This is a genomic window from Sinorhizobium psoraleae, from assembly GCF_013283645.1.
GTDB lineage: Bacteria > Pseudomonadota > Alphaproteobacteria > Rhizobiales > Rhizobiaceae > Sinorhizobium > Sinorhizobium psoraleae.
Genome location: NZ_JABEKV010000002.1, coordinates 371,985 through 394,282, shown reverse-complemented (window position 1 = coordinate 394,282; position 22,298 = coordinate 371,985). Strand labels below are relative to the sequence as shown.

The 22,298-nt window shown below is 62.2% G+C and carries 24 protein-coding genes; 8 read left to right on the top strand and 16 right to left on the bottom strand.

Going from position 1 to position 22,298, the window contains the following annotated elements; genetic code table 11:
- Positions 1–21: 21 nt before the first annotated feature.
- On the bottom strand, positions 22–1,584 hold the full coding sequence (locus ILFOPFJJ_RS10720; RefSeq protein ID WP_173510536.1) for a helicase HerA-like C-terminal domain-containing protein: 1,563 nt from the start codon (positions 1,582–1,584) through the stop codon (positions 22–24).
- Between the two features lie 291 nt (positions 1,585–1,875).
- Between ILFOPFJJ_RS10720 and ILFOPFJJ_RS10715 the strand changes: the two genes are divergently transcribed.
- The gene (locus tag ILFOPFJJ_RS10715; RefSeq protein ID WP_173510535.1) at positions 1,876–2,268 is read left to right on the top strand and encodes a hypothetical protein; all 393 of its coding nucleotides are present in this window, start codon (positions 1,876–1,878) and stop codon (positions 2,266–2,268) included.
- A gap of 89 nt (positions 2,269–2,357) precedes the next feature.
- Here the strand turns inward: ILFOPFJJ_RS10715 and ILFOPFJJ_RS10710 are convergent, their stop codons facing one another.
- Both ILFOPFJJ_RS10710 and ILFOPFJJ_RS10705 read right to left on the bottom strand, forming a co-directional pair.
- Positions 2,358–3,191, bottom strand: a complete 834-nt coding sequence (locus ILFOPFJJ_RS10710; protein WP_173510534.1) for an aldo/keto reductase — start codon at positions 3,189–3,191, stop codon at positions 2,358–2,360.
- Between the two features lie 82 nt (positions 3,192–3,273).
- Positions 3,274–4,455, bottom strand: coding sequence for an MFS transporter (locus ILFOPFJJ_RS10705; RefSeq protein WP_173510533.1), 1,182 nt, complete (start codon positions 4,453–4,455; stop codon positions 3,274–3,276).
- A gap of 157 nt (positions 4,456–4,612) precedes the next feature.
- On the opposite strand from ILFOPFJJ_RS10705, the gene ILFOPFJJ_RS10700 reads away from it, so the two are divergent.
- Entirely contained in the window at positions 4,613–5,506 is an 894-nt protein-coding gene (locus ILFOPFJJ_RS10700) for a LysR family transcriptional regulator (protein WP_173510532.1), read from the top strand.
- 47 nt (positions 5,507–5,553) lie between these two features.
- On the opposite strand, the gene tam is transcribed toward ILFOPFJJ_RS10700, so the two are convergent.
- The 4 genes from tam to ILFOPFJJ_RS10680 all read right to left on the bottom strand — a co-directional run bounded on the left by tam (position 5,554) and on the right by ILFOPFJJ_RS10680 (position 8,864).
- A complete protein-coding gene (tam, locus tag ILFOPFJJ_RS10695; protein WP_173510531.1) occupies positions 5,554–6,327 on the bottom strand; it encodes a trans-aconitate 2-methyltransferase in 774 nt (257 codons plus the stop codon).
- 13 nt (positions 6,328–6,340) lie between these two features.
- Positions 6,341–7,003 (bottom strand): haloacid dehalogenase type II, encoded by a 663-nt coding sequence (locus ILFOPFJJ_RS10690; protein ID WP_173510530.1) that lies wholly within the window; start codon positions 7,001–7,003, stop codon positions 6,341–6,343.
- A 198-nt stretch (positions 7,004–7,201) separates the two neighbouring features.
- The gene (locus ILFOPFJJ_RS10685; RefSeq protein WP_173510529.1) at positions 7,202–7,753 is read right to left on the bottom strand and encodes a phosphatase; all 552 of its coding nucleotides are present in this window, start codon (positions 7,751–7,753) and stop codon (positions 7,202–7,204) included.
- A 70-nt stretch (positions 7,754–7,823) separates the two neighbouring features.
- On the bottom strand, positions 7,824–8,864 hold the full coding sequence (locus ILFOPFJJ_RS10680; protein ID WP_173510528.1) for a zinc-dependent alcohol dehydrogenase family protein: 1,041 nt from the start codon (positions 8,862–8,864) through the stop codon (positions 7,824–7,826).
- A gap of 180 nt (positions 8,865–9,044) precedes the next feature.
- On the opposite strand from ILFOPFJJ_RS10680, the gene ILFOPFJJ_RS10675 reads away from it, so the two are divergent.
- A complete protein-coding gene (locus tag ILFOPFJJ_RS10675; RefSeq protein WP_173510527.1) occupies positions 9,045–9,926 on the top strand; it encodes a branched-chain amino acid aminotransferase in 882 nt (293 codons plus the stop codon).
- Positions 9,927–9,993: 67 nt separating this feature from the next.
- On the opposite strand, the gene ILFOPFJJ_RS10670 is transcribed toward ILFOPFJJ_RS10675, so the two are convergent.
- Together ILFOPFJJ_RS10670 and ILFOPFJJ_RS10665 are read right to left on the bottom strand one after the other, a co-directional pair.
- Positions 9,994–10,251, bottom strand: a complete 258-nt coding sequence (locus tag ILFOPFJJ_RS10670; protein ID WP_173510526.1) for a YdeI/OmpD-associated family protein — start codon at positions 10,249–10,251, stop codon at positions 9,994–9,996.
- A complete protein-coding gene (locus ILFOPFJJ_RS10665; protein ID WP_173510525.1) occupies positions 10,248–10,664 on the bottom strand; it encodes a VOC family protein in 417 nt (138 codons plus the stop codon). Before ILFOPFJJ_RS10665 ends, ILFOPFJJ_RS10670 begins: the two co-directional genes overlap by 4 nt.
- Before the next feature lie 448 nt (positions 10,665–11,112).
- Between ILFOPFJJ_RS10665 and ILFOPFJJ_RS10660 the strand changes: the two genes are divergently transcribed.
- Positions 11,113–11,715 (top strand): superoxide dismutase, encoded by a 603-nt coding sequence (locus tag ILFOPFJJ_RS10660; protein ID WP_173510524.1) that lies wholly within the window; start codon positions 11,113–11,115, stop codon positions 11,713–11,715.
- A gap of 302 nt (positions 11,716–12,017) precedes the next feature.
- Here ILFOPFJJ_RS10660 and ILFOPFJJ_RS10655 read toward each other — a convergent pair whose 3' ends face one another.
- Positions 12,018–12,731, bottom strand: a complete 714-nt coding sequence (locus ILFOPFJJ_RS10655) for a helix-turn-helix transcriptional regulator (RefSeq protein WP_173510523.1) — start codon at positions 12,729–12,731, stop codon at positions 12,018–12,020.
- A gap of 131 nt (positions 12,732–12,862) precedes the next feature.
- On the opposite strand from ILFOPFJJ_RS10655, the gene ILFOPFJJ_RS10650 reads away from it, so the two are divergent.
- The 3 genes from ILFOPFJJ_RS10650 to ILFOPFJJ_RS10640 all read left to right on the top strand — a co-directional run bounded on the left by ILFOPFJJ_RS10650 (position 12,863) and on the right by ILFOPFJJ_RS10640 (position 15,169).
- Positions 12,863–13,501, top strand: a complete 639-nt coding sequence (locus tag ILFOPFJJ_RS10650; RefSeq protein ID WP_173510522.1) for a LysE family translocator — start codon at positions 12,863–12,865, stop codon at positions 13,499–13,501.
- Between the two features lie 222 nt (positions 13,502–13,723).
- Positions 13,724–14,170: a c-type cytochrome gene (locus tag ILFOPFJJ_RS10645; protein ID WP_173510521.1), complete on the top strand. Its 447-nt coding sequence runs from the start codon at positions 13,724–13,726 to the stop codon at positions 14,168–14,170.
- Positions 14,171–14,254: 84 nt separating this feature from the next.
- Complete coding sequence (locus tag ILFOPFJJ_RS10640) at positions 14,255–15,169, top strand: c-type cytochrome (RefSeq protein ID WP_173510520.1); 915 nt, start codon at positions 14,255–14,257, stop codon at positions 15,167–15,169.
- A 16-nt stretch (positions 15,170–15,185) separates the two neighbouring features.
- Here the strand turns inward: ILFOPFJJ_RS10640 and ILFOPFJJ_RS10635 are convergent, their stop codons facing one another.
- From ILFOPFJJ_RS10635 to ILFOPFJJ_RS10620, 4 genes are all read right to left on the bottom strand, one after another.
- The gene (locus tag ILFOPFJJ_RS10635; protein ID WP_173510519.1) at positions 15,186–15,767 is read right to left on the bottom strand and encodes a DJ-1/PfpI family protein; all 582 of its coding nucleotides are present in this window, start codon (positions 15,765–15,767) and stop codon (positions 15,186–15,188) included.
- Positions 15,768–15,779: 12 nt separating this feature from the next.
- A complete protein-coding gene (locus ILFOPFJJ_RS10630; protein ID WP_173510518.1) occupies positions 15,780–16,283 on the bottom strand; it encodes a GNAT family N-acetyltransferase in 504 nt (167 codons plus the stop codon).
- 207 nt (positions 16,284–16,490) lie between these two features.
- Positions 16,491–16,904 carry a MerR family transcriptional regulator gene (locus ILFOPFJJ_RS10625; protein ID WP_173510517.1) on the bottom strand — a complete coding sequence of 138 codons (414 nt, stop codon included), beginning with the start codon at positions 16,902–16,904 and terminating at the stop codon, positions 16,491–16,493.
- 201 nt (positions 16,905–17,105) lie between these two features.
- On the bottom strand, positions 17,106–17,975 hold the full coding sequence (locus ILFOPFJJ_RS10620; protein WP_173510516.1) for an alpha/beta hydrolase: 870 nt from the start codon (positions 17,973–17,975) through the stop codon (positions 17,106–17,108).
- A gap of 392 nt (positions 17,976–18,367) precedes the next feature.
- Here ILFOPFJJ_RS10620 and bla point away from each other — a divergent pair, with 392 nt between their 5' ends.
- Positions 18,368–19,258 carry a class A beta-lactamase gene (gene bla / locus ILFOPFJJ_RS10615; protein ID WP_173510515.1) on the top strand — a complete coding sequence of 297 codons (891 nt, stop codon included), beginning with the start codon at positions 18,368–18,370 and terminating at the stop codon, positions 19,256–19,258.
- 78 nt (positions 19,259–19,336) lie between these two features.
- On the opposite strand, the gene ILFOPFJJ_RS10610 is transcribed toward bla, so the two are convergent.
- Positions 19,337–19,798 carry a hypothetical protein gene (locus ILFOPFJJ_RS10610; protein WP_173510514.1) on the bottom strand — a complete coding sequence of 154 codons (462 nt, stop codon included), beginning with the start codon at positions 19,796–19,798 and terminating at the stop codon, positions 19,337–19,339.
- An 81-nt stretch (positions 19,799–19,879) separates the two neighbouring features.
- On the bottom strand, positions 19,880–22,216 hold the full coding sequence (locus ILFOPFJJ_RS10605; RefSeq protein WP_173510513.1) for a glucose/quinate/shikimate family membrane-bound PQQ-dependent dehydrogenase: 2,337 nt from the start codon (positions 22,214–22,216) through the stop codon (positions 19,880–19,882).
- Between the last annotated feature and the right edge of the window lie 82 nt (positions 22,217–22,298).

The window sequence follows — 22,298 nt, the reverse complement described above, 5'->3', positions numbered from 1 at the left end:
GCGCATCGTTGGCGTGCCGCTCTATCGCTTCAGGCTGCCGAGAATGCCACGCACCAGGGCACGGCCGACCTGTGTCGCGACCGTGCGGGCAACGGATTTCATCGCCGCCTCGACGATCGTTTCGCGCTGATAGCCGGAGGAGCGCGACCGTGCCTGCTTGCCGGAGGGCTCCTTTTGCTCGTCGTCGCCGAAACCGGGCAGGGTCCAGCGTCCGCCGCCGGACGTCTCTTCCGCAGATTGTTCCTCCGCTTGCCGCGCAGCTTCGGCCTGCTCGGCGGCTTTCGCAGCGCGCTTGGCTAGCAGCTCGTAAGCCGATTCCCGATCGAAATTCTCGTCATAGAGTCCGCGCACCGGGCTGACATCGATCACCTTTTGCCGCTCAGCCTCCGTCAGCGGACCGAGGCGTGATGCCGGCGGGCGAACCAGGGTCCTTTCGACGATAGACGGCGAGCCCTTGCCTTCGAGCGTCGAAATGAGCGCTTCGCCGGTGCCGAGATTGGTGATCACCTCGGCGCAGTTGAAGTCCGGGTTGGGGCGGAAGGTATCAGCCGCGGTCTTCACCGCCTTCTGTTCGCGCGGTGAATAGGCGCGCAACGCATGCTGGACACGATTGCCGAGCTGCGCCAGCACCGTTTCCGGTACGTCGAGCGGGTTCTGCGTCACGAAATAGACGCCGACGCCCTTGGAACGGATGAGGCGCACAACCTGTTCGACGCGCTCGACGAGCACCTTCGGCGCGTCGTTGAAGAGCAGATGCGCTTCGTCGAAGAAAAACACCAGCTTCGGCTTGTCCGGATCGCCGACTTCCGGCAGTTCCTCGAAAAGGTCGGAGAGGAGCCAAAGCAGGAAGGTCGCGTACAGCCTCGGGTTCATCATCAGCTTGTCGGCGGCAAGCACCGAGATCGCGCCGCGCCCGTCATTGGTGGTGCGCATGATGTCGGTGATTTTCAGCGCCGGCTCGCCGAAGAAATGCTCCGCGCCCTGCTGCTCGAGAATCAGCAACTCGCGCTGGATCGAACCGACCGACGACTTGGAAATGAAGCCGAACTGGTTGGAAAGCTCGCCTGCATTCTCGCCCATGTAGTTGAGCAGGGCCTGGAGGTCCTTGAGGTCAAGGAGCGGCAACCCCCCTTCGTCGGCGATCTTGAAGCCGATGTTCAGCACGCCTTCCTGAGCGTCGCTGGCGTTCATCAAGCGAGACAGGAGCAGCGGTCCCATCTCGGAGATGGTCGTGCGTACCCTGTGACCTTTTTCGCCGTAGAGATCCCAGAAGATCACCGGAAATTCCTGGAAGTCGTATGGCGAAAGGCCGATCTGTTCGGCGCGCTTGAGAAGGAAATCCTTCGGTTCGCCCATCGCGCCGATGCCGGAAAGATCGCCCTTGACGTCGGCGCAGAAGACCGGAACGCCGGCATTGGAAAATCCTTCCGCCAGGATCTGCAGCGTCACAGTCTTGCCGGTGCCGGTCGCACCGGTGATCAGCCCGTGGCGGTTGCCGAATTTCAGCTCCAGATATTCGCCCTTGTTGATCGAATCGTCCGGCTTGCGGCTGGTTCCGATATAGAGCTTGCCTTCTTGCAGCATGTGGGCCTGATCTCCGTTTTACCTGTGAAAGCGGGCATTTCGTCGCGCTGCACCGTCACAGAAATAGCGCTCGTTTCTGTTATAGGCGGTGCTATCAGGCGCGGCAACATGTTGCTCGATCGAGTGCGTTGCCAAGGGTGGCGGTCCGTGAAACGATACGCTTGGGTCCGCGCCTCCCTGGTCATTGTGGCGCTGGCCGCAGCCTCGTCACGAGTTGTTCATCGTCGCTTGTTATTTCGGAGGCGATCATTTACCTTGACGTCAACGTCAAAAACAATCGAGGAGATTTCCATGAGTGAACTGGTCACCCGCGTGGCGGAAAATGTCGGTATCGAGCCTGCAACGGCCGAGAAGGCAGTTGGCATGATTCTCGGCTTCCTGCAGCGCGAGGCGGCGGAAGGTCCGGTTGCCAAGATGATCGAAGCGATCCCGGGCGCGCCGGAATTGGTTGCCCAGTACAATGGCGAAGGCAGCAACGGCGGCGGTCTGCTCGGCGGCCTGATGTCTGCGATCGGTGGCGGCGGTGTCATGGCGCTCGGCCAGCAGTTGATGAGCGAGGGCCTCGGCATGGGCGAAATCACCTCGCTCGCCAAGGAAACGATCGCCTTCGCCAAGGAAAAGGCCGGCGACGAGGTTGTCGATGAGGTCGTCGCCTCCGTTCCGGGTCTCAGCCAGTTCGTCTGATCGGTATGGTCTCCATACAGAAGCACCCGCCGGAGTGATCCGACGGGTGCTTTTTATTGCCTGGTCGTAAGCCCCACCGATGCGGCCGCTTAGGCCGCTCTGTCCCATTCAGGGGCCAGACCCGCGGGGCTGACGATCCGACCGTCCGGACGCGCAAGCTTGCGGATCTCCGCCATTTCCTCCGGCGTCAGTGCAAAATCGAAAATCGCGAAATTTTCCTTGAGCCGGGCCTCAGTCGCCGTCTTCGACAGCGCGACCACATCCTTCTGCTGCACGAGCCAGCGCAAGGCCACCTGTGCCGCTGTCTTGCCGTGGCGCGCGCCGATGTCCTTGAGTAGGGGATCGGACGGTATCTTGCCGTTGGCCATGGCATAGTAGGCTGTCAGTGACATGCCTAGCCGGCGCGCGGCTTGCAGGACCTTCGTCTGGTCGAGATAGGGGTGATATTCCACCTGATTGGTCGCGATCGGCGCGTCGCTCAACAGGACGGCTTCCTCCATCTGGGCGATGTTGAAGTTGCTGACGCCGATATGGCGTACCTTGCCGGCCTTCTGCACCTCGTTGAGCGCGCCGATGCGCTCGGCCATCGGCACGTCGCTGCCCGGCCAGTGGAGGAGGAGAAGATCCACGTAGTCTGTCTTCAGCTTTTTCAGGCTCTCGTCCACGGAGGTGAGGAAGGCGTCATGGCGATAATTGTCGACCCACACCTTCGTCGTCAGAAAAATATCCGCGCGCCGAACGCCCGATTGGTGGATGGCCTCGCCGACTTCGGCCTCGTTGCCATAGATCTGCGCCGTGTCGACATGGTGGAAGCCGAGTTTCAGCGCTCCCGGCAGGATGCGAAGGACATCGGCGCCTGGCATGCGGAAGGTACCGAAACCGAGGGCGGGAATATTGGCGCCGTTGGAATTGACTGCGTGCATGGAAAAGCTCCTTGGTTTGGAGAGGCCCGGCAAGATGCCGGGCGAATTCGACATTCTATACTTGTGGTGGCAGAACGAAGGTTCAAGCCGGCTGCCCGACCGGAACCGCGCGCCGGTCGAGCACGCCGCTCCACAACGTCAGGATCAGGGCGGCGACAACCAGGATCGCTCCGACGAACGGCGTCGAAGCGAGGCCCAGCGGTGAGGAAACCACAAGGCCACCGAGCCAGGCGCCGACCGCAATGCCGAGATTGAACGCGGCGATGTTGAGGGCCGAGGCGACGTCGACGGCGCCGGGACGGTACTGCTTGGCAAGCTGGACGACGTAGAGCTGCAGGCCGGGCACGTTGGCGAAGGAAAGGAAGCCGAGCGCCGCCAAAGTGACCAGCGTCAGTACCGGGGAAGGGGCCGTGAAGGTGAAGAGTACGAGTACGGCTGCCTGGGCGACAAAGAGGCCGATCAGCGCCTTCACCGGATCGCGGTTGGCAATCTTTCCCCCGATAACATTACCGATCGCGATGGCGATGCCATAGAGCACCAGAATTAGGCTGACGCTGCCTTCGGAGAAACCGGTGATTTCCTGCAGGATCGGCGCGAGGAACGTGAAGGCGACGAAGGTGCCGCCATAGCCGAGCGCCGTCATCGCAAAGACGATCAGCAGGCGGCCGGATCCGAGCACGCGAACCTGATCGACGAGGCGTGCCGCGGCGGCCTTGCTCAGCGTATTCGGCAGCAGGGCTGCGATGCCGATAAAGGCGATGGCGCCGAGCGCGGTAACGGCCCAGAAGGTCGCGCGCCAGCCGAAGGTCTGGCCGATATAGGTACCGAGCGGCACGCCGGTGACGATTGCGACCGTCAGCCCCATGAACATCATGGCGATCGCCGACGCCCGGCGATCTTCGGGCACGAGATCGGCGGCAATTGTCGAGCCGACGGAGAAAAAGACCCCATGGGCGAAGGCCGACAGGACCCGAGCGGCGAGCAGCAATTCGTAGCTTGGAGAAAGTGCTGCGGCGGCATTCCCGACGATGAAGAGGGCCATCAGGCCGAGGAGCAAGGGCTTGCGCTCGATCCGACCGGTAAGCGCGGTCAGCACAGGCGCGCCGAACGTGACGCCGAGGGCATAAACGCTGACGATGAGGCCGGCGAGAGGCAGGGAGATGTGAAGATCAGAGGCGACCGTCGGCAGGAGGCCGACGATCACGAATTCCGTTGTTCCGATCGCATAGGCCGCGATCGTCAAGGCAAAGAGAGCAATGGGCATAGAAATACCTTCCCCGCCCGAATGTGACACGGGCTGAACTTTGCGGCCGTGCCGCGGTTTGCTTGATTGATGACCGGGAATATGGATCGATCGGGCTTGCGCGATAATCCGCAGGAATGGATAAATGCCTGTGAACTGAATTCAAAGGTGATGCAAAATGGACAACCGCGCTGGCGAAATGGAAGTCTTTGTTGCAGCGGCCGAACTGCGCAGCTTTTCCGCCGCTGGTCGGCGGCTCAAACTGTCGCCCTCCGCCGTCAGCAAGCTTGTTTCCCGTATCGAGGACAGGCTTGGAACGCGGCTCGTCATGCGCTCCACCCGCATGCTGCAACTGACGCCGGAGGGAGAAATCTACCTCCACCGCGCGCAGCGCATCCTGGCGGCGATTGCCGAGACGGAACAGGTGGTCGCCGGCGGCGGTCGGGCGCTGCCGCGTGGTCCGCTACGGGTGAACGCGTCTGTAGGCTTCGGCGAGCGCTACATCCTGCCGCTTGCTGCCGAATTCCTCGCGCGTTATCCCGACGTGCAACTGGATCTCTCCTTGAACGACGATATCATCGATCTGATCGAGGAGCGGACCGACGTCGCGATTCGGTCTGGTCCGATGCGCGATTCCAGCCTGATGGCACGCAAGCTGCTCGATAGCCGGCAGGTGATTGTTGCCGCACCGCGCTATCTTGAGGCTCATGGCGTGCCGCGGACGCCGGATGACCTCGCCCAGCACAATTGCTTCACCTTCAATTTCCGCCGCAGCCTCGACGGCTGGCCGTTCCGCGATCCCGGCTCGTCAAATGTGTATGTGCGCCCGGTCACCGGTAATATGCAGGCAAACAGCGGCGCGATCGTTCGCAATCTCTGCCTTTCGGGTCTCGGCCTCGGCCGCGTCGGGCAGTTCCACGTACAGCCGGATATCGATGCGGGCCGGCTGGTACCGGTGCTGGAAGACTACAATCCGGAAGACATGGAACGGGTGCACGCGGTCTATGCCGGGCATGAGCACCTTGCGGCCCGCATCCGCGCTTTCATCGATTTCCTGGTCGAAAGAATTTAGGACGCGAAGCGGTGTCGCTTGCATTGCGTGAACGTGGCCGGCCTCATCTACCGATCCTTGGTTGCGGTGATGAAAAAGCGCGGGAAACGCAGCAGAACCCGGCCGTCGGCCATCGGCGGATAGGCCTTTCGGATCTTTTCCGTGTAGGCGGCAAGGTAGTCTGCGCGCCGATCCTCTGGCAGGGCGTCGAGATAAGGCCGCAAGCCGGTGCCCTTCACCCATTCGACGATCGCCTCGGCACTGGCGAGCTGATGATGATAGGCCGTGTGCCAGACATCGACGCGCACCGCTTTCGCTGCGAGCCGTTCGACATAGGTCGACGGCGGCGGCAGCGGCGCCCGCCGAAGCTTGCGGCCGCCATACGCTTGCGCAAAGAGCGGGGCCTCCGCCGTCTCCTGCATCAGCCTGTGCGTCGGCTCGTCGAGATTATCCGGCATCTGCACGGCAAGCGTTCCGCCGGGCGCAAGCGCCTCGATCAGCCGATCGAAAATCTCGATGTGCTCCGGCAGCCACTGGAACACCGCGTTAGCGAAGAAGAGCGCAGTTTCCGCCGGCGGCACCCAGGTCGCTAGATCGGCCTTCTCGAAGCGTAGAGCCGGAAGCCGCTCGCGCGCGGCCGCCAGCATGTCCTCGTCGCTATCGACGCCGACGACAGCGGAATTCGGAAATCGCTCAAAGATCAACTCGGTCGAGTTGCCCGGCCCGCAGCCGAGGTCGAAGGCCGGACCGGCGGGGAGATCCGGCACCTGCGCCAGGAGGTCGCGCGCAGGCCGTGTCCGCTCGTCTTCGAATTTCACATACTGCGCTGCCGACCAGGCCATGAGGCGACTTTCTTCAGATGCCGAACTGCAGGCTCTCGAGCGAGGGGAGGATGAGTGCAGGACCATAGTCCCTGTATTCGTCCGGCATGTCGGAGCGGTTGATCCAGACGGTACGGAAGCCGAATTTTGTCGCTCCCGCAATATCCCAGCGGTTCGACGACTGGAAGGAAACCGCGTGCGGATAGAGCCGGTATTGCGTCGTCACCAAGTCGTAGACGGCGGGCGCCGTCTTGAACGCCTTGACCGCATCGACCGAGAACACGTCGTCGATCACAATGTCGAGAGCGGCGTTCTTCACCGCCGATGCGAGCATGGCCGGCGACCCGTTGGAAAGGATGGCGATGCGGGCGCCGCGCTCCTTCAGTCCTCTCAGCACGGCCGGCACCTCGGGATAGCAGTCGAGCGTCCAGTAGGCATCGAGCAGCCGTTTCTTTAATTTCGGATCGGCCGAGGGGAAGCGCGCAAAGGCGTAGTCGAGCGATTGCTCGGTCAGTTGCCAGAAGTCGACATAGGCGCCCATCAGCGAGCGTACCCAGGAATATTCGAGCTGTTTGGCCCGCCAGAGTTCGGAAAAGGCCTGGCCGTCAGGACCAATCGCCTCGGCATGGCGCCGCACGGCCGCATGCACATCGAAAAGCGTGCCATAGGCATCGAAGACATAGGCCGCCAGAGACATCGAACCCTCCCGTCATGACCATTCAGCGGCGCACAAAGGACGCTTTATCTCTTTGAAATCACGCAACGTGCTCGCTGAAAATCGGTTCCGATTTCGGGCCCGGTGCGATAGGCGCAACGCTTCGTCAGTTCTTTCCGGGGATCATGTCAAAACTTTGTGCGGCGCACAATGCCATCATGCATGGCAATACGAATTTAATTAAGCTTTCCAGACTTTTGCCGGAAAACGCAGCGCCTGTTTCGCAAGTTTCCCCTTGAGCCCGAGAATGGCATCACAGAGCCCGACGACGTGGCGGTTCGGTTTGGCTTCGGGGCGAAGTGCGTGAAGGGCTGCGGCCGCCTCCTCGGGCGCCATGTAGCGCGCCAGAATGCCGAGCGTGAGCGCGGTCGACCTGCCGATACCCCTCAGGCAATGGACCAGCAGATGCGCATCCGCGGGCAGCGTGTCGATAAAGGCAAAGGTCGCCTCGATCGCCTCCGCGCGTGCGGCGTCAGGTGCGTCCGGGTCGGCGGCATCGCCAAAGTAAAGCTCCAGATGCCGCTCGGGCGGCAGTTCGATCATGGAGAGCAGGCGGCTTGCAGGCGCGCGGATCGAGACGAGATGCGTCGGCGCCCAAAGGTGGCGATTGTGACGCGCCTCCGTCTGCGAAGTGACGATCAGGCGAACCGGCCAGCCATTCGGATGCGCCGGATTGCTGCCGAGAACAGGCCGGTAAAGCTCACCTTCGGTGGTTTGAGCCGCAAGCGCCATGACGGGACCTCGTTGATTCGTCTTGCTCGCGAAAACCATAACAGCGCGCGGCGACGATCGGAATCCCTGATCAAAACCGCGTAATCACGCTGATGCCGAGATCGGTGGCGCGGTCCATCGTCACCAGCGCCGGCACGGCCTCTTCCAGCGAGATCTCGCGGCCGATCAGTTGTTTTGGGTTCAGCTTGCCGGCGGTGATCATCGAAAGCATCGCGTCGTAGCGCCAGGCCTGCATGCCGTGGCTGCCGTAGATCTCGAGTTCGTGGCCGATCACCTGCGCCATCGGGATCTGCGGGGTCGCATGCTCCGCGAGCATCAGGCCCACCTGCACATGGCGCCCGCGCCGGCGCAGGTTCTTGATCGAATTGAAGCAGGTGACGGGCGAACCGAGAGCGTCGATCGAGACATGGGCGCCGCCCTTGGTGATTTCCCTCACGGCCTCGGCGACATCTCCCGTCTCTTTGCCGTTGATCGCTGCCACGGCGCCGAGCTTGCGGGCGAAGGCGAGTTTCTCCTCGGAAATGTCGATCGCGATCGGGTTGGCGCCGAGCGCCGCGGCGATCATGATCGCCGATAGGCCGACGCCGCCGCAGCCGTGCACCGCCACCCATTCACCGCCCTCGACGCGGGCCTGGTCGGCGATCGCCCGGAAGGATGTGGCGAAGCGGCAGCCGAGGCTTGCGGCGGTCGCGAAATCCATGCTCTCCGGCAGGTGCACGAGGTTCTGGTCGGCAAAGTCGATCGCCACGTATTCGGCAAACGAACCCCAATGGGTGAAGCCCGGCTGGAACTGCGCCTCGCAAACCTGCTGGTTGCCCGAGCGGCATTCCGCGCAACGGCCGCAGCCGGAAACGAACGGAACGGTCACGCGGTCCCCGACCTTGTAGCGCACGACGCTGCGTCCGGCGGCTGCAATCGTTCCGGCGAGCTCGTGGCCCGGCACATGCGGCAGGCGAATGTCCGCGTCGTGTCCCATCCAGCCGTGCCAGTCGCTGCGGCAAAGGCCGGTCGCCTCGACCTTGATGACGACCCCGTTTTCACTCGGCTTCGGATCCGGCAAAACCTTGATCTCCGGCGTCTTTTCGAACGCGTCGTAATACATCGCTTTCATGACTGGTCTTACTCCATGCTGTCGGGGCCATTTTGGCATGGCGGTCCGGCCGGTTCCAGAATGGATGCCATGACATTTTTTTATGTACCCGTTCACCCCGGTGCTGTTTTTTTCGGCTACTGCATGTTTCCTTAAATCGTATTCGATTTCCGAACGGACGATAAACGAGAGGAGACGCCGATGGCCGTCGATACATCCCCCCGCTCAACCACCTGGACCTATGTCGACGGTGAATGGCTTTCCGGCAATCCTCCGCTGATCGGGCCGACCTCGCACGCGATGTGGCTCGGATCCACGGTTTTCGACGGTGCCCGCTGGTTTGACGGTATCGCGCCGGACCTTGACCTGCATTGCCAGCGCGTCAACCGTTCGGCCACATCGCTTGGGCTGAAACCCACGATGGCCGCCGAAGAGATCGAGGCGCTGACGTGGGAGGGCGTGAAGAAGTTCGACGGCAAGACGGCGATCTACGTGAAGCCGATGTATTGGGGCGAGCACGGCTCCTGGAGCGTCGTGGCGGTGGATCCGGAATCGACGCGTTTCGCGCTCTGCCTGTTCGAGGCGCCGATGGGCAACGCCCACGGTGGCTCATCGCTGACCTTGTCGCCCTTCCGCCGGCCGACGATCGAGTGCATGCCGACGGATGCAAAGGCCGGCTGCCTCTATCCCAACAACGCCCGGATCCTCAACGAAGCGCGCTCGCGCGGCTTCGACAACGCGCTTGTGCGCGACATGCTCGGCAATATCGCCGAGACCGGATCATCCAACATCTTCATGGTGAAAGACGGTATCGTGTTCACGCCGGCGGCCAACAAGACCTTTCTTGCCGGCATCACCCGCTTCCGCGTCATGACGCTTTTGCGCGAGGCCGGCTTCGAAGTGGTGGAAACCACGATGACCATGGCCGATTTCGAAGCGGCAGACGAGGTCTTCACCACCGGCAATTATTCCAAGGTGCTGCCCGTGACCCGCCTTGACGACCGCGATCTCCAGGCCGGCCCGATCGCCGCCAAGGCGCGCGACCTTTACATGGACTGGGCGCATTCGAGTCAGGACGTTTGACGGCGCGGACACGCGGTTGTCTTGTCGCCGGGTTTCCCGTGGGCGGCATGGGCCGCCTCCGGTATGGCTATTTCTCGTCGCCCCGGACGCGATAGGGCATGCGCATATAGGCGTCTCCAGCCTTGAGTTCCGCAAGCATCTGGGCGATGCGCTTCTCGCGGGTTTCGTCGCGCTTGGCGCGAGCGATCCAGCCGAGATAGTCGTTGCGCTGATAGGCTGGACGCGCGGCATAGGCTGCTCCGAGCCCGCTGTCGCGTAGCCGCGTGGAGATATCGTCCGGCATCGGCTGGATCGCGCGTCTGAGGTCAGCCGTGCCGGCCGTCATGCGTCGGTCTCCAGCGGACGGATGACGACATCGGCGGACGAGCGCGTCGTCGGCCCATGATAGACCGCCTCGATGTTGTTGCCGTCGGGGTCGAGGAGAAAGGCGGCGAAATAGCCGGGATGGTAAGGTCGCTCACCCGGCTCGCCATTGTCTTTCCCGCCGTTCGCAATGCCGGCTTCGTAGAAACGGTGAACCGCAACCGGGTCGACCGCCTGGAAGGCGATGTGAACATGGCTGCGATAGCTTTCGGCCTGATCGATGTAGAGTTCGTCGAATACAATCGCCTGCTCGGTCTCGAAGGTCGGCTGGTGGCAGAGAGCGGCGAGAACAGCGCGATAGAAACGTTTGCTGGCAGCGAGGTCTCTTGCGCGAAGATGCACATGGTCTAGCAACCGGCCCTGGTGAAATTCCATAAGATCCTCCGCTTGCTGCATGGAGCAATTCCAGGAAAAGTGTGTAACGGTTTTCCGTCCGGAATTGCGTCGCTTCAAGAGTTAGACGTTCGAAGACATAGGGCGCCCGTGCGGGATGTCGATATGCCAGCCGTATGGGAGGTCTGGCGCGGGTGGCGGCGACGCGACCCCTCCGGGATCAACGGGAGAGGGAAGAGCGAACGGCGTTCACCGTGCCTCTGCGCGTGGCCTCACGACCGTCTTGATGATCGGCGAGTCCGTTTCGCTGCGAGGTGCCGGTCTTGACGAGAATTTGCCACGGAGAGGGGTTCGCTGGAAACGCAACGAAAGTATTTTGCGTGTGGCAGAGAAATTTTGGCACCGCATCGGTTGCCTCGGTCTATGCCGGTGCCTATGTTCCCGCTCACAGATTTCCTTGACGAAATCCATACCAAGAGGAGATGCCACAATGGCTTTCGAATTGCCGAACCTTCCCTATGACTACGATGCGCTCGCCCCCTACATGTCGCGCGAAACGCTCGAATATCATCACGACAAGCATCACCTCGCTTACGTGACGAACGGCAACAAGCTCGCCGAGGAAGCCGGTCTTTCCGGTCTTTCGCTCGAGGAAGTCGTCAAGAAGTCCTATGGGACGAATCAGCCGCTGTTCAACAATGCCGGCCAGCACTACAACCACATCCATTTCTGGAAGTGGATGAAGAAGGGCGGCGGCGGCACCAGCCTGCCGGGCAAGCTCGACGCGGCCATCAAGTCCGACCTTGGCGGCTACGACAAGTTCCGCGCCGATTTCATCGCCGCCGGCACCGGCCAGTTCGGCTCCGGCTGGGCATGGCTCTCGGTCAAGAACGGCAAGCTTGAAATCTCGAAGACCCCGAACGGCGAAAACCCGCTCGTTCACGGCGCGTCGCCGATCCTCGGCGTCGATGTCTGGGAGCACTCCTACTACATCGATTATCGCAACGCCCGCCCGAAGTACCTGGAGGCGTTCGTCGACAATCTCATTAACTGGGATTACGTGCTCGAAATGTACGAAGCTGCGGCGAAGTAAGCGGCATCGTCTTTCGGCGAGTTCGGCCCGGCGCTTGCGCCGGGTCTTTTCGTTTTTGAGAGGCCTGCAGTTTGCCCCTCACCCTACAGCGCCGTGCGTCCTTTAGGACGCACAAAGGTCGCTGTAACTCTTTGAATCCACGCATCGTGCCTTCCGAAAATCGGGTCCGATTTTCGGGCCGATGCGCTAGCCCTCTCCCCGCAGGCGGGGAGAGGGGATACTGGTGCCGAAACGCCGCCGTGAGTCTCCTTCGCCCCGCGTGCGGGGAGAAGGTGGCCGCAGGCCGGATGAGGGGCAAATTCTTACGCATCCCCCGTCTCGAGCGACGGAACGGCATTCACTTTCCAACCGGCGATCCACATTTGCCTCAGCCGGTTGCCCTCGTCGTGGAAGAAATCGTCCACCGGTTCGCAGTGCTCCACCCGGTCGGCGCGGAAGTTGCGGATGCCGTGGCGCAGTTCGCACCAGGCGACCATCATCGCGTGCTCCGAATAATAGATCAGCGCCAGCGGGCGCACTGTGCGTTCCGTGGCTCGCCCGAGCTCATCGCGATAATCCAGCGCAAGCTTCTGCTCGTCACGGATCGCGCGGCGAACTATGGCAAGATCGATGGCGGGCGGTGGCGGTGCTATGGTACCCCAGGCGTGCAGTGCCTGAGACTGGAATGCTCGGCGGAGCGGCTCGGGAACGGCGCCGGTGATCTTCTGGTTCACGCGCCGCGCTGCGGCCTTCAGTTCCTCGTCGCCCGTGCGTGCCAGCAGCGCAAGCGCGAGCACGATCGCCTCCGTCTCTTCGATGGAGAACATCAAAGGAGGCAGATCGAAGCCTGGCCTCAAGATATAGCCGATGCCGCGTTCGCCCTCGATCGGCACCCGCATTGCCTGAAGGGCCGCGATATCGCGGTAGATCGAGCGGGGCGTAACCTCCAGCGCTTCGGCAATTTCCGCAGCCGTCACCGGCTTCCTGGCGAGCCGCAGGATCTGGATGATTTCAAAGAGGCGCGATGCCTTGCGCACGAAAAAACCTCCGTCGCCTCAAAGCCTCCTGACAAATCCCTGTCAGTTGTAGGGCGGTATAACACGTGTCAACGGATTGAAGAATCGACAATCCGCCCACCCGTCACATGGAAATCTCACGGACAACTGACATGAGCTACACGGAAAACCTCTGGCTTTTCTTCACCCTTCTCTTCGGCATCATCATCGTGCCCGGCATGGACATGGTCTTCGTCCTGGCCAATTCGTTGACCGGCGGACGGGCGTCCGGCCTGTCGGCAACGGCCGGCATCATGGCCGGCGGCGTGCTGCATACGCTCTATGCCGCGCTCGGCGTCAGCGTCGTCCTGCATCTGGTGCCGCAGCTCTTCAACGTACTGCTTGTCGCCGGTGCCCTTTACATCGCCTGGATCGGCTTCTCGCTTTTACGCAGTTCGATCACGATCGGCGGCATCGAAAAGGCTGTGCACCTGTCGCGCTGGGCGAGCTTTCGCCAGGGCGCGCTGACAAGCCTGATGAATCCCAAGGCCTATCTCTTCATGCTGGCTGTCTATCCGCAGTTCCTGAAGCCGCAATTCGGTCCGGTCTGGTCGCAAGCGGCCGTCATGGCGCTGATGATCGCGTTTACGCAGCTTGCCGTCTATGGCGGGCTAGCCCTTGCCGCCGGGCGCGGCCGTGACCTGCTTGTCGGCAGTCCGGGCGCAACAGTGGCGATCGGACGGGCTGCCGGCGTCGTGCTGGTCATAGTTGCGGTCTTGACCGTATGGCAGGGTTGGGCAGGTGCCCGGTAGGACGCCGGCGGCAGATCGCTCCCAAGTATTAAAACATGGCTGTCGTGTTCACGCTGTCTTCCGGCACGCGACAGACGGCGGTAATGCGGTGTTGGAGCCAAATTATGCTGGAATGACAAGAACATCAAAAAAATGTTACTTCCGTCGAAAGACCAAAATGCCATCATGCCCGCGCCTCAACAGGACGCCGCAGATGCGGGTTCGAATGACCGGGAGATCATGATGAAGATACGAGCACTTATGCTTGCTGCGGCCCTCGCGGGATTGGGTGTCACTGCCGTCACTGCGGCGGACGAGCCGCAGGCAGTGCGCCAGCAGCTGATGAAGAAGGTAGGGCAAGCTGCCGGTGCGTTGAACGGCATTGCCAAGGGTGAAAAACCCTACGATGCGGAAATCGTAAAGGCATCGCTGACGACGATCAGCGAGACCGTGAAGGTCTTCCCGAATCATTTCCCGGCGGGCTCGGAAACCGGTCTGGAAACCGAAGCCAGCCCGAAGATCTGGGAAAACATGGATGATTTCAAGGCCAAGGCCGCCAAGCTTGGAACTGACGCGAGCACGCTGCTTGCCCAGCTTCCTTCCGACCAGGCCGGTGTTGGCGCCGCCCTTGGCATCCTCGGCAAGGACTGTTCCAGCTGTCATGAGAGCTACCGGCTGAAAAAGGACTGAGACGCCGTTCCTTCATTCTGATCGGTTGCGATGCGCCGGCTCTGCCGGCGCATCCTGTCTGTCTTTCCAGCATCGGGAGGCCTGATGGGCCGGCGAACAACGAAACTGCTATCCGGTCTGGTCGTGCTGGCGCTTGCCGGCGCCGGCGTTTTTTGGTGGCTGACGAAACCTGCGCCGTGGGACGAAGCCCATTGGCAAGGACTTGGCGAACCGGATCTCGCCAATGGCGAGCAGGTCTTCTGGGCCGGCGGCTGCGTCAGTTGTCACGCCGCGCCGGGAGCGAAGGATGATGCCCGGCTCGTGCTTGCTGGCGGTCGGGCGCTGAAAAGTCCTTTCGGTACTTTCAATATTCCGAACATTTCGCCCGATGAAAGCGCCGGCATCGGTGACTGGACGCTTGCGGAGTTCGGCAACGCCATGACGCGCGGCGTCGGAAAAAATGGCGAGCACCTTTACCCATCATTCCCTTACGGCTCCTATGCGCGCATGACCGCCAAGGACATCAACGATCTCTGGGGATATCTGCAGACGCTGCCGAAGAGCAGCAACGTGGCGCCGCCGCATGACTTGCCGTTCCCTTATAATGTCCGCATGGCGCTCGGCGCCTGGAAGCTGCTGTTCTTAACCGACGAACCGCGCGCCGAGGTGAATACGGCTGACGCGAAGCTCGCCCGCGGGCAGTATCTCGTCGAAGGGCCCGGCCACTGCGGCGAGTGCCACACGCCGCGCAACGCGCTCGGCGGGTTCGAGCCGGATAGATGGTTGGCCGGCGCGCCGAATCCCGAAGGGGAAGGTCGTATTCCCGACATCACGCCGGGCTCGAGGAGCATCGGCAGTTGGAGTGCATCCGACATTGCCTCCTATCTGGAGACCGGCTTCACGCCGGAATTCGATACGGTCGGCGGTTCGATGGTCGATGTACAGAAGAACCTGGCGAAGCTTTCGCCCTCCGACCGCGAGGCTATTGCCGCCTACCTGAAGGCCATCCCGGCGCTTTGAAGGCTCTGGAACGGCACTATCGTGCGGCTTGAACGGCCGCGTGCTCCTTGCCGTAGAGGGAGAGATATTCGTCAAGCGCCTCGGAGCCGACACCGAGGGCGTGAAAAATCTCGGCCGTAAAGCTGATCGGGGCAGTGCCCGCAGCCGTCACCAGCCGGCCGCTTCGAACTGCCTGCGGCTGCTCGCGATAGTGCTCGTGCCCGTGATAGCCGGCCACCGCCGAAAGGCTTTCCGCCGAGTTGCCCGTATGGTCCGCCTCGTTGAGAATGCCGCTGGCGGCAAGCGCAAGCGTTGCGCCGCAAATCCCCGCGACGACGCGGTCTTCCGCATGGAAGGCGCGGATCGTCGCGGTGAGATTGGGGGCGGCGGCGGTTTCCCAGGTTGAACCACCACAGAGCACGAGAGCGTCGAACTCCGCCGGCGCCAGGGTTTTCGTCGGCAGGTGCGGCGTGATGTGAAGGCCGCCCATCGACGTCACCACTGTGCCACCGGGCGTGGCGATCAGCACGTCGAGACCGAGCTCGGTGCGCGCCGTAGCCATCAGCAGCGCGCATTCCCAGTCGGCAAAGCCTTCTGTCAGAACGATTGCGAGGCGCATGAGCCCTCCCGTTCAGCCAAGTTTCTGCATATAGCGCATGCCGGTGACAGGTCGAGGTACGAAGCGTTCGGATTCGTAGAAGCGATGCGCCTGGAAATTGCCGGTGGCCGCGCTGACCGAAAGATAGTCGCAGCCGGCCATGCGCGCCTGTTCGCGTGCCTTCGCAACGAGGTGGCGGCCGATGCCCGTGCCACGATGGCCGGGCCGGACGAAGAGGTGGTGCAGTTCCATGCCCCGTACGCCCTCGGCCGCCCGGTAGGTCGGGACGAGAATGGCGTAGCCGATCAACCGGTTGCCGGCTTCGGCGACAAGCGCCGTGATCCAGGGGGCGCGGCCGAAGAGGTCGCGTTCAAGCCGTTCCGGCGTGATCGGCGCGGCGTCACCGTGATGCGCGGCGAGCTCGACAATCATTTCGTGCAACTCGGGAAGATCGCGCGGTTTGGCGCAACGGATCGTCACCATCGGTGGACGTGTCGTTGGTATGGGAGGAAGGGAAGGGACGGCGGTCTGCAGCATTCTCGGCTCCTATGGTTCTGCCGCCATCAGGTGCCGTGAAAAACAAAAGCCGCCTGATGGCGGCCTTGTTGAATATGATCAGCAGGCCGCTCCTATCGGAACAGCCAAAAATACACGCGGGAGATGGGTGCGTTCTTGATCATGCGCGTAGATTCGCCATTTCCGCGATTTTGTCAACGGGGATTTCTCGCACCTGCGGATCTGATCTCAGTGGTCGGTGCCGCACATTGAATGGTCGGCCAGTGCCCGGATCACGTAGCAGTCGCCAATCGTATGGTCGCCATGGCAGGCGACGATGCGCTCCAGTTCACTTTCCAGCCTCCGCAGTCTGGCGATCTTTTCGCGTACCGAGGCAAGGTGTTCGGTGGCGATGCGGTCCGCCTCGCCGCAAGGGCGTTCCGGATGCTGGCTGAGTGCCAGAAGATCGCGGATCGCCTCGATCGAGAGGCCCAGGTCGCGCGCATGACGGATGAACGCCAGTCGTTCGAGCTCGCGTTTTTCATAACGCCGCTGGTTGCCTTCCGAGCGCTCAGGTGCCTCGAGCAATCCCATCTGTTCGTAATAGCGGATGGTCGGGATTTTGACTCCGGTGCGGCGGGAGAGGTCGCCGATCGAATACATGCTGTCGCCTCATATCTATAGTCGCTGGAGTATCTAGATAGGGCGGCGGCATTCTCCCAGCAATAGAGCGGGGAGGGGCCTACAGCGCCGCGCGTCTCATCAGACGCGCAAATGACGCTGTAGCACTTTGAAGTGCTGCATGTTTTTGTCCTTAAATCGGCAGCGACTTAAGGAAACATGCAGTGGAGGCCTCCCTGCTTCTCAACGGCGTCCCAGAAATTCGAGAAGTGCGTCGTCGAAAGCCGCGCTCTGCTCCAGTTGCGGCGTGTGACCGCTCTTTTCGAAAAGGCGGATGGTCAGATCGGAGACATCCGCGCGGTATTCGTCCCAGGTGCTCGCGGGTGCAACGAGATAGTCGAAGCGGCCGAGTGCAAGCATGATCGGTATTTTCAGTCGATCGAGCCCCTGCCTTAAGTCGATATCGCGGAAGACCTCGCCCCATAGATGATCGAAGACGAGCTTGTTGACCGTGACGCCCTCCCAGAGCGGTCGGGCGTCGAAAGCCGCATCGTACCAGCTTTTCGCACCAAGCCTGATCAGCAGCGATTTGAACCGCTCTTCCGGCTTTTCGGCAATGTCGCTGCCGAGGATGGCCATCTCGCGGTCGAAAATGGCCTTGCGCTCAGGCGCTACCGTCTCCGCCCAGAGCCGATCCGCGGCGGCCATGTGCCGTGGCGAATGGCTCGGACCGGTGGCGACCATGACAACATGGCTGACGCGGTCCGGATGACGCTTCGCATATTCGAGCGCCATGTAGCCATGCCCGGAATGGCCGAGGATAGCGAAGCGCTCAAGCCCGAGATGCTCCCTCATGCGTTCGATGTCCTCGATGACGGCCTCGAAGCTGGCATCGACCGTCGACAGGTTACCTTGAGAGGGCGCGAAACCGCGATGGTCGGCAAAGACGAGCCGCAGGTGACGCCGAAGCGACTGTGAAAACGTCCTTGGATAATAGACGGCGCTGCCGATGATGAGCAGCGTCGGACCGCTGCCTTCGATCTTGTAGCCGAGGTCGAAGGGACCGGAATGAAGATGCCCCGCCTCGGAAGAATATCCGTTGTCGATTGTCATGAATTTGATCCTTGAAGCGACCGCCGGGGGCCCACGTCCTTGTTTGTGCACCTTAGCGCGGTCTGGCAGAAGCAGCCGCACGAAAGCGCCCGCGAGGCGGGGCGCGTACAGCGGCGGTTCGGATTTGCCAGTTAACGTCGCTAACGGATGAGGCGCACGGATCTCGTCCTTCAACTTCAACGGCTTCGCCATAGCATTTTCTTTCGACGCCCCGCAACCGGACGGCGGGGGCGGTCCCGACAGGGGCGAGCACAAGGCCGCCATATTTGCCGCTTAGCGACTTGCTTCGCAACCGCCGCTTGTCGTGGCCGGCTCGGCGGGAATACATATTCACTATCAATAATTTAGAGGTGTGCGTGGCGAAAGCCGCACGCCCAATACGGAGGAAGAACGTGCCCTGTTTCATCAATCGCCGCACCATGCTGGTCGGCTCTGCGATGCTCTATCCGGCGCTCGTTCTGGCGAGCACGGCGCGCGCCGTTGCCGGAACGAATGACGATGTTTCTAAGCAGCTCGGCGAACTCGAAAAGCGCACCGGCGGCCGCCTCGGCGTTGCGGTGCTCGACACGGAAACGAACATCTCCTTCGGCCACAGGGAAAGCGAGCGCTTTGCCATGTGCTCGACCTTCAAGGCGTTGGCCGCGGCCTGTGTGTTGGCCCGTGTGGATCGAGGGGAGGAAAAGCTCGACCGGCGAATCAAATTCGGCAAGGACGCACTGGTCCCCTATTCGCCGGTAACGGAGAAGTACGTGGGAGGCGATGGCATGACGGTCGCCGAGCTCTGCGAGGCGGCGATTACGATCAGCGACAACGCCGCAGGTAACCTGCTGCTCGAAAGTTTCGGTGGACCGGCAGGGCTGACGACCTGGCTGCGATCGATCAACGATCAGACGACCCGGCTTGATCGTACCGAGCCCGAGCTCAACGAGGCGAAGCCGGGAGACCCGCGCGACACGACGACGCCGGGTGCCATGCTTGAAACCCTCGGCGGCCTGACGCTCGACCCGGTTTTGTCGGAGACTTCCCGCATGCAGTTCATCGACTGGATGGTCGCCAACAAGACCGGTGACGCCCGCCTTCGTGCCGGCATGCCGAAGGATTGGCGTATCGGCGACAAGACCGGGACGAGCGCGACCGGCGCGGCATCGGACATCGCCGTCGTCTGGCCAAAGGATCGCGGGCCGATCCTGATAACGGTCTACATTGCCGAGGCGAAGGCGCCAGTGAAGGAACTGAATCCCGTCTTCGCCGAAGTCGGAGAGATTGTTGCAGGAATGGTTTGAGCTAACCCTTTGAAGCTACACAATTCCAGGAAAACCGTTGCACACTTTTCCTGGAATAACCGACGGCATCCGGGATAGTCAGGCTTCGGCAGCGTTTTCGGCGATGTCCGATGCAGTGTCGCTCGCCTGTTCCTCGATGCCGAGGCTTTCAGCGACCGCCTTGCGGATTTCTTCCTCGATAGCTGCGCGTTCCTCGGACGGCATCGTTTCCAGGCTCTCCTCCGTCAACCCATGTGCTTCGAGATACTGCGCCCGGATTTTTTCGGCTAACGACTTTTTCGACCATTCGAGAAACTCGTCGGCAACGCTCGAGCCGAACGGCGACTTGCCCTCGGTGATCGAGGAAGCGGCCGTTTCGTCGGTGGCGAGCGATAGCCAGAGTGCGCTTGAAAGCGAGGCGGAAGGCGAGGCGGGTGCAATGGTGGGTGGCGAACGACGCTGCGCTTGATCACCGCCGGTTTCTTCGAGCGGGGGAAGGTTGCTTGCGACGGGGCGGCGCTGCGAAAGGTAGTAGTTGGAAAGGCTGCCTTCGATTTTCATGGGAATTCCCGGATCTAATGTTCCGAGGGAGCCTGTCTACGGTGGCTTGCGCGAGCCTTTCGATGCAACCACCCGGCGAGGTCAGGGCAGGGTGTAGGCAATGACGTAGTCGCCCGGCTTGGTGCCGACCGAACCGTGCCCGCCTGCGACCATCAGCACGTATTGTTTGTCGCCGACGGTGTAGGTCATTGGCGTCGACTGCCCGCCTGCCGGCAGCCGTGTCTCCCAGAGCTGGCTTCCTGTGGTGACGTCGTATGCCCTCAGATAGTTGTCGACCGCAGCACCCAGGAAGGCAACGCCGCCCTTGGTGATGATCGGTCCGCCGATGCCCGGCACACCTAGCTTGAAGGGGATCGGTAGCGGCGTCATGTCATAGACGGTGCCGTTCTTGTGCTTGTAGGCGATCTTGCCGGTTCTGAGATCGGCGCCCGCGACATAGCCCCATGGAGGAGCCTGGCAGGGGATCTGCAGCGGACCGAGGAACGGGCCCATGTAGACCCCATAGGGCGCACCTTCATTGCGGTTCAGGCCCTGTTCGCTGCCCGTTTCGCCCTCCTGCTTCGGCGGGATCTGGTCGCGCGGCACGAGCCGGGACGTGAAGGCGAGATAGGTCGGCATGCCGAACAGCACCTGCCGCTCCGGGTCGACCGCGACCGAACCCCAGTTGAAGGTGCCGAAATTGCCGGGATAGACCAGCGTCCCCTCGAGCGAAGGCGGCGTATACCGGCCCTCGTATTTCAGCGACCGGAAGGCGATGCGGCAGGCGAGCTGGTCGAACATGGTGATGCCCCACATGTCGTGCTCTTCGAGCGGAGCGGGCATGAAGGTGAGGCCGGATACCGGCTGCGTTGGAGCGGTGAAGTCCTCCGGAATTGCGCCGCCGGGTGCGGCCACTTCCTCGACCGGAATGATCGGCTCGCCGCTTCGCCGGTCGAGTACATAGAGGTCGCCCTGCTTGGTCGGCCCGACGAGCGCCGGCACGACCGTGCCATCCTCCTTGGTGATGTCGATGAGCGACGGCTGCGCAGGCACGTCCATGTCCCACAGGTCATGGTGGACCGTCTGGCGTACCCAGCGCATCGCACCCGTGTTGATGTCGAGGGCGACGATCGAGGAGGAATATTTCTCGACATGCTCGCTTCGGCCCATGCCGAGCTGGTCCGGCACCTGGTTGCCAAGCGGCACATAGATCAGGCCAAGACCTTCGTCGACCGAGGAAACCGACCAGCTGTTCGGGGAATTCGTCGTGTAGAACTGACCGGCTGGCAGGGGCGCCGTCTGGTCGGGGTTGCCGCTGTCCCAGTTCCACAGCAGCGCGCCGCTGTTGATGTCGAAGGCGCGGATGACGCCGGATTGCTCCTGCGTCGAGTAATTGTCGTTGACGGCACCGCCGACGATGATCTTGCCGGCGACCGCGACCGGCGGCGACGTCGAGTAGTAATAGCCGGCCGGATTGTACCGCATTCCCTGTTCCAGATGCAGGACGCCATTGTCGGCAAAGCTGGTGCAGACCTCGCCGTTTGCGGCGTCGAGCGCAATCAGGCGCGCATCGGAGGTCGGCAGGTAGACGCGCTCGGCGCAGGGGCCGCCGGGAGCGGCCGCCGGATCGGCCCAATAGGTGACGCCGCGGCAGGTCTGGTGCTGGCGGTCGGGGTTCATGCCGGAGTTGGAATCGTATTTCCACTTTTCCTGTCCGGTGGCCGCGTCGAGCGCGATCGCCCAGTTGTGCGGCGTGCAGAGGTAAAGCGTGTCCTTCACCTTGAGCGGCGTGACCTGATAGGTGGTCTCGCCGACGTCATCTGGTCGCTTCACGTCGCCCGTCTGGTATTGCCATGCGACCCTGAGGTTGGCGACATTTTCCGCATTGATCTGGTCGAGCGGCGAGTATCGCTGGCCAAAGGGCGTGCGGCCGTACTGGTGCCACTCGCCTGGAGGCACATTTCCGCCGAGGTTGGCGTTTGCCGCGACCGCGTCGCTCGGCAACTCGCCGCGGATATCGTGCGGATCCTGCGTCATCGCGAATATGGCGACGCCGATGGAAACGAGGCTGGCGACGGCGAGCGGCCATGCCGTAGCGCTGTAGTGCGCGCCGGAGGGACTGACGAAGCCGAGGGGGCGTCGGATCCAGGGAGTAAGCAGCCAGAGACCGAGCAGGATGATGATGCCGCCGCGAGGGCCGAGTTGCCACCAGTCGAAGCCGACCTCCCAGACGGCCCAGGCGAGAGAGCCCACGACGACGAGTGCATAGACCCAGAGAGCGGCGGCCTGCCGGCGGAAAAGCAAAAACGCGGTCAGCAGGAAACCCAGGCCCGCAAGCAGGTAGTAGGGGCTGCCGCCCAGCATCAGCAGCCTGATTCCTCCGGCACCGACCGCAAGACCGATCAGGGCGAAGAGAATGGCCGTCAGCACGATGAGCATGTGTTCAAATCCCCGAATTAAAGATCTTGCGGGCGGACCCGAGCAGCCCGAAGGCGGTCGTCTTGATCGCAGTCAACCGCCA

Excerpts from the sequence above, each read along its gene's own strand:
- ILFOPFJJ_RS10720 (WP_173510536.1), bottom strand. The coding sequence starts at position 1,584 with ATGCTGCAAGAAGGCAAGCTCTATATCGGAACCAGCCGCAAGCCGGAC.
- ILFOPFJJ_RS10715 (WP_173510535.1), top strand. The coding sequence starts at position 1,876 with ATGAGTGAACTGGTCACCCGCGTGGCGGAAAATGTCGGTATCGAGCCT.
- ILFOPFJJ_RS10710 (WP_173510534.1), bottom strand. The coding sequence starts at position 3,191 with ATGCACGCAGTCAATTCCAACGGCGCCAATATTCCCGCCCTCGGTTTC.
- ILFOPFJJ_RS10705 (WP_173510533.1), bottom strand. The coding sequence starts at position 4,455 with ATGCCCATTGCTCTCTTTGCCTTGACGATCGCGGCCTATGCGATCGGA.
- ILFOPFJJ_RS10700 (WP_173510532.1), top strand. The coding sequence starts at position 4,613 with ATGGACAACCGCGCTGGCGAAATGGAAGTCTTTGTTGCAGCGGCCGAA.
- tam (WP_173510531.1), bottom strand. The coding sequence starts at position 6,327 with ATGGCCTGGTCGGCAGCGCAGTATGTGAAATTCGAAGACGAGCGGACA.
- ILFOPFJJ_RS10690 (WP_173510530.1), bottom strand. The coding sequence starts at position 7,003 with ATGTCTCTGGCGGCCTATGTCTTCGATGCCTATGGCACGCTTTTCGAT.
- ILFOPFJJ_RS10685 (WP_173510529.1), bottom strand. The coding sequence starts at position 7,753 with ATGGCGCTTGCGGCTCAAACCACCGAAGGTGAGCTTTACCGGCCTGTT.
- ILFOPFJJ_RS10680 (WP_173510528.1), bottom strand. The coding sequence starts at position 8,864 with ATGAAAGCGATGTATTACGACGCGTTCGAAAAGACGCCGGAGATCAAG.
- ILFOPFJJ_RS10675 (WP_173510527.1), top strand. The coding sequence starts at position 9,045 with ATGGCCGTCGATACATCCCCCCGCTCAACCACCTGGACCTATGTCGAC.
- ILFOPFJJ_RS10670 (WP_173510526.1), bottom strand. The coding sequence starts at position 10,251 with ATGACGGCCGGCACGGCTGACCTCAGACGCGCGATCCAGCCGATGCCG.
- ILFOPFJJ_RS10665 (WP_173510525.1), bottom strand. The coding sequence starts at position 10,664 with ATGGAATTTCACCAGGGCCGGTTGCTAGACCATGTGCATCTTCGCGCA.
- ILFOPFJJ_RS10660 (WP_173510524.1), top strand. The coding sequence starts at position 11,113 with ATGGCTTTCGAATTGCCGAACCTTCCCTATGACTACGATGCGCTCGCC.
- ILFOPFJJ_RS10650 (WP_173510522.1), top strand. The coding sequence starts at position 12,863 with ATGAGCTACACGGAAAACCTCTGGCTTTTCTTCACCCTTCTCTTCGGC.
- ILFOPFJJ_RS10645 (WP_173510521.1), top strand. The coding sequence starts at position 13,724 with ATGAAGATACGAGCACTTATGCTTGCTGCGGCCCTCGCGGGATTGGGT.
- ILFOPFJJ_RS10640 (WP_173510520.1), top strand. The coding sequence starts at position 14,255 with ATGGGCCGGCGAACAACGAAACTGCTATCCGGTCTGGTCGTGCTGGCG.
- ILFOPFJJ_RS10635 (WP_173510519.1), bottom strand. The coding sequence starts at position 15,767 with ATGCGCCTCGCAATCGTTCTGACAGAAGGCTTTGCCGACTGGGAATGC.
- ILFOPFJJ_RS10630 (WP_173510518.1), bottom strand. The coding sequence starts at position 16,283 with ATGCTGCAGACCGCCGTCCCTTCCCTTCCTCCCATACCAACGACACGT.
- ILFOPFJJ_RS10625 (WP_173510517.1), bottom strand. The coding sequence starts at position 16,904 with ATGTATTCGATCGGCGACCTCTCCCGCCGCACCGGAGTCAAAATCCCG.
- ILFOPFJJ_RS10620 (WP_173510516.1), bottom strand. The coding sequence starts at position 17,975 with ATGACAATCGACAACGGATATTCTTCCGAGGCGGGGCATCTTCATTCC.
- ILFOPFJJ_RS10610 (WP_173510514.1), bottom strand. The coding sequence starts at position 19,798 with ATGAAAATCGAAGGCAGCCTTTCCAACTACTACCTTTCGCAGCGCCGC.
- ILFOPFJJ_RS10605 (WP_173510513.1), bottom strand. The coding sequence starts at position 22,216 with ATGCTCATCGTGCTGACGGCCATTCTCTTCGCCCTGATCGGTCTTGCG.